4 protein-coding genes are annotated in these 4089 nt (G+C 73.0%); 1 reads left to right on the forward strand and 3 read right to left on the reverse strand.

Going from position 1 to position 4089, the window contains the following annotated elements; all coding sequences use genetic code 11:
- Window positions 1–61: 61 nt before the first annotated feature.
- Complete coding sequence (locus ACFU7Y_RS41185) at window positions 62–1705, reverse strand: LCP family protein (RefSeq protein WP_380771525.1); 1644 nt, start codon at window positions 1703–1705, stop codon at window positions 62–64.
- On the reverse strand, window positions 1698–2051 hold the full coding sequence (locus ACFU7Y_RS41190; RefSeq protein ID WP_224282034.1) for a DUF6542 domain-containing protein: 354 nt from the start codon (window positions 2049–2051) through the stop codon (window positions 1698–1700). Before ACFU7Y_RS41190 ends, ACFU7Y_RS41185 begins: the two co-directional genes overlap by 8 nt.
- A 407-nt stretch (window positions 2052–2458) precedes the next feature.
- Between ACFU7Y_RS41190 and ACFU7Y_RS41195 the strand changes: the two genes are divergently transcribed.
- On the forward strand, window positions 2459–3115 hold the full coding sequence (locus ACFU7Y_RS41195; RefSeq protein ID WP_224282035.1) for a TetR/AcrR family transcriptional regulator: 657 nt from the start codon (window positions 2459–2461) through the stop codon (window positions 3113–3115).
- Between the two features lie 139 nt (window positions 3116–3254).
- Here ACFU7Y_RS41195 and ACFU7Y_RS41200 read toward each other — a convergent pair whose 3' ends face one another.
- Window positions 3255–4040 (reverse strand): GNAT family N-acetyltransferase, encoded by a 786-nt coding sequence (locus ACFU7Y_RS41200; RefSeq protein ID WP_380771528.1) that lies wholly within the window; start codon window positions 4038–4040, stop codon window positions 3255–3257.
- Window positions 4041–4089: the final 49 nt, after the last annotated feature.

Here is a 4089-nt window from a genome sequence, read left to right on the forward strand (position 1 = left end):
CCCCTGTCCCGGCCGGGACAGGGGGCGCCGCTCGTCGTTCCCCGGGGCGATGCGGTGCGCGTCAGTAGACGCAGGGGATACCGCCGTCGGACTGGGCGTCGACGGCGGGGCCCTGCATGGGCAGGTTGGCGGCCGGGTCGGCCGGGGCGGTGCCGGGTGCGGGCTGCTCCGTGGCGATGCCGGTGAAGGTGGTGCCGAGGGTGACGACGACGTGGTCGGCGCCGGTGGCGGCGGATTCGGTGGTGCTCACGCCGTAGCGGGCCGCGATCTGCTCGGCGGCTTCCTTGGCCCCCTTGCCGTAGGTGACGGTGGTGGTCTTCGGCCGGGTGGCCGCCGGGCCGGTGCGGCCCTCCTTGAAGCCCAGGCCGGCCAGGGCCTTGGCCTCGGCCGCGGAGGTGACCCCGGCGGCGGAGGAGGCGTTGAAGACGTCGACGGTGACGGGCCTGGTGGCGGCCGGGGGCGTGGTGGCGGCCGGCGGGGCGGCGGGGGCCTGGGTGGCCGGCGCTGCGGAGGCGGCGGCCGGGTCGGTCGGGGCGGCCGGAGCCGCGGCGTCGGCGTAGCCGAAGAGCTGCTTGACCACCTTCTGGACCTTCGCCGGGGTCACAAGGTTGACATCCTGGCCGTTCCTGGTGCCGAACCCGTCGAAGGTGAGGGTGTTGAACTCGACGTTGCCGCCGGTGAGGTTGGGGGCCTGCTGGGCGAAGTCGAGTACGTTCCACTCGTTGTCGATCACCAGGTCCTTCTGCATCACGCCCATCAGCTCCTGCATCTTGCCCAGGTCGCCGATGACGCCCTTCTGCTTGAGGTTGTGCACCACCGAGGAGATGAAGGCCTGCTGGCGGTGGGTGCGGGCGAAGTCGCCGGTGTTGCCGTCCGGGCCGTCGAGGTTGTGGCGCTGGCGGACGAAGGAGAGCGCCTGGGAGGCGTTGAGCTTGTTGATGCCCTTGTGGAAGTCGGCCCCGGAGCCCTGGCCCTCCATGGCCGGGTCCTTGGTGTCGTGGGTGAGGCAGACCTCGATCGGCTGGAGGGCCTTGGCGATGTCGTAGAAGCCCATCAGGTTGACCTCGGCGATGTGGTCGATGGGCTGGTCGAGGAACTTCTGCACGGTGCGGATGGTGGCCGCGCGGCCGATGTCCCGCCCGGCCTTCTCCAGGTCGGCGCCCTTGAGACCCTTGGCCCGCAGGCCGGCGTCGGCTTTTTCCTTGGCCGCGCCGTAGGCCTCCTTGATCTTGGCCATGCCCATCTGGGCGCCGCTGGCGTCGTAGGTCATCACGTAGTCGTCGCGGGGTATCGAGACGGCCTGCACCTTGCCGCCGTTCGCCGGGATGTGCAGCAGGATCAGGGAGTTGGTGTTGTAGCCGCCGATGTCGGAGCTGTGGCCGGCGTGCAGCTCGTCCTGGACGAACTCGGGCGGGAGGTCCGTGCCGTCCATGTTCTTGCGGCTGTCCAGGCCGATCAGCAGCAGGTTGACCGAGTTGTCGAGGTGCTTGGGCGCGTCCTTCTTGGTCTCGGCGATGACTCCGGAGGTGGTCATCCCGTCGGTGAGCTGCTTGTACTCGTACCAGACCACCCCGCTGGCGGCGAACACCGCCAGGCCGACGCTGCAGGCCAGCGCCCGGCCCGCGATGAGCGCGGAGGAGGGGCGGCGGCGCGGTGGCGTCGGGACTCCGCCCTCGGCCCGGTCGTCGGTCCGGTTCTCAGCCATGCTGCCTCCTCCGCGCCCGGACCAGCCGGACCGCGATCACGACGACGGCCGCGGCCGCGGCCTCGGCCATCACGGGAAAGCCGTGCACCACCCACTTCGCGGCGCCGGTGGCCAGGCCCTTGCCCTGGTACCGGTCGCGGTGGGCGGCCAGCTCGACGACGGCCGTCGCGCCCAGGACGACCAGCGGCGAGGCGGCGAGCACCCACCACCAGCCGTTGCGGCTGCTCAGCGCCGTCGCCAGGCCGGTGCCGAGCACGGCGGCCACGGTGAAGGCCAATCCCATGCCGGGGCCGGAGAGTTCGTCGACCGCGGCGCCGGCCAGCGGCAGCCCGACGGCGAGGGCCACCGGCAGTGCCGGCCCGCCGGGCAGGGGGCGTATGTGTCCGGCGGGTCCATCCGCCGCCCGTCGGCGCGCCCTCCGGCCGGCCGACCGTCCTCGTTGCCCCGTCACGCCCTCACCCCGGTGTTCCCGTGCTCCGCGCGCCACGGTGGCGCCTGCGCCGCATGCCGTCCGAAAGTCCGTTCGTGGCGCTGCCAGTTCTGGACGCCGGTTCCGGCCGGCCGGTTCCCGCGCAGGCCCGGCTGCCCGTGATCGGGGGCGCTTCCCAATTCCTTCTACACGGGTGTAGAAGTCGTACGCAGCATAGAGCACGTCCGTCCGGCGGCACCTTCGGGTTCGCCGCGACCCGGATAAACTACACCGGGCAGTTTCTGAGAGGGTCGGTCGATGCGCCGGCGGAAGGGGAGAGGACCGTGGCGGCGACGGGCGGAGCGGGGCGACCGGAGAAGCGCAAGGCGATCACGCAGGCCGCGACGGTGGTGTTCGGGCGCGAGGGGTACGTGCGGGCCAGCATGGACGCGATCGCGGCCGAGGCCGGGGTGTCCAAGCGGACGGTCTACAACCACTTCGCCGACAAGGAGACCCTCTTCCTGTCGGTGGCCCTGCAGAACTCGGCGGAACTGACCGAGCGGATCCGGGAGTTGATGGCGAAGTACCTCGACCGGGTGGTGGACCTGCGCCAGGACCTGGTCGACTTCGCCGTCGAGCGGGCCCGCGCCGTCCTGTCCGCCGGCGAGCACGGGGCGCTCGGCCGGGCGATCCGGGCCGAGGTGGCCAACATCCCGGCGGACGTCCTGGAGGCCTGGCTGGAGGCCGGGCCGATCGCCTCCCAGCGCGACCTCGAGCAGCACTTCGCGGCGCTCGCCGGGCGCGGCCTGCTCGCGGTCGAGGACGCCGGGACGGCCGCCGAGCAGTTCACGCTGCTGACCTTCCACGGCATCGCCGAGCGCTCCTTCTGGGGCGCACTCCCGGTGGCGGACGAGGAAGTCGAGCGGATCGCGACGGCCGGCGTGGACGCCTTCCTGCGGATCCACGGTGCGTCGGCGGCGCAGACCGAGGCGCAGGGCTGAGATCGCCCGGGCAGAGGCGGCGCCGCCCCCGCCCGGGCAGAGGCGGCCCGGCAGGTGCTCGACCTGGTCGGCGGCCCGCTCCCGGAGGGCTACCGGTGAACCTGGCGGGGCACCGTCGAGCGGACGGTCCGGTGGACGTCTAGGACGCGGCGCCGAGCACCAGCTCGTTGTACGTGGCGACGGTGGTGAAGCCGAGCCGCTCGTACAGCCGGATCGCCGGGGCGTTGTCCGTACGGACGTTCAGGCCCAGGTGGTCGGTGGTCGCGGCCAGGTGGTGGCACAGCGCGGTGACGCAGGCCCGGGCGAGCCCGCGGCCGCGGGCGTCGGGGTGGGTGGTGACGTTGCCGAGTACGGCGACCCGCTGCGCGGGGGAGTGCACGTGCACTCCCGCGACGGACACCAGGCGGCCGTCCTCGCGGACGCCGACGTAGCCGCCGTCGGCGAGCATCCGGGGGTCGAACCAGGAGTCGGGGTAGGACTCGGTGAGCAGGGCGCGGACGGCGTCGACGTCGTCGAGGGTCAACGGCTGCGTCTCGTGCGCGACCTCGGTCGGAAGCCCGTCGGTGAGGAGCATCCGCAGCAGCGGCGTCCGGCGCTCGACCGCGTAGTCGGGGGCGAGGGCCCGCTCGGCGCCGTCCGGCAGCCCGGCCGTGAAGCGGCGCGGGAGGAAGGGCCGGAGGTCGTGCAGCAGGGACTTCAGCGCAGGCACGTCGGCGGACCGGGCGAAGGCGAGCAGGACGGGGGTGTCCCCGCCGCTGTAGAGCAGCGCGACCGGCCCGTGGCCGGAATCGGGAGAGGCCGTGTACCAGGTGGTGTTCGGCCAGAGGGTGTCGTCCAGGTCGCCGAGCTCGAAGAGGTGCAGCGCCGGATCGGTGCGGAAACGGGCGGCGAGCGCGGCGCGGTCGTGCAGGCTGATGAGGGGCACGCGGACGAGGATAGGCCCGGTCCGCTCGACGTCGACGAGCGGACCGGGC

The sequence above is a fragment of the Kitasatospora sp. NPDC057542 genome, assembly GCF_042801945.1.
In the GTDB taxonomy this organism is placed as follows: domain Bacteria; phylum Actinomycetota; class Actinomycetes; order Streptomycetales; family Streptomycetaceae; genus Kitasatospora.

Coding starts and splice junctions, on each gene's coding strand:
- ACFU7Y_RS41185 (WP_380771525.1), bottom strand. CDS start 1,705: ATGGCTGAGAACCGGACCGACGACCGGGCCGAGGGCGGAGTCCCGACG.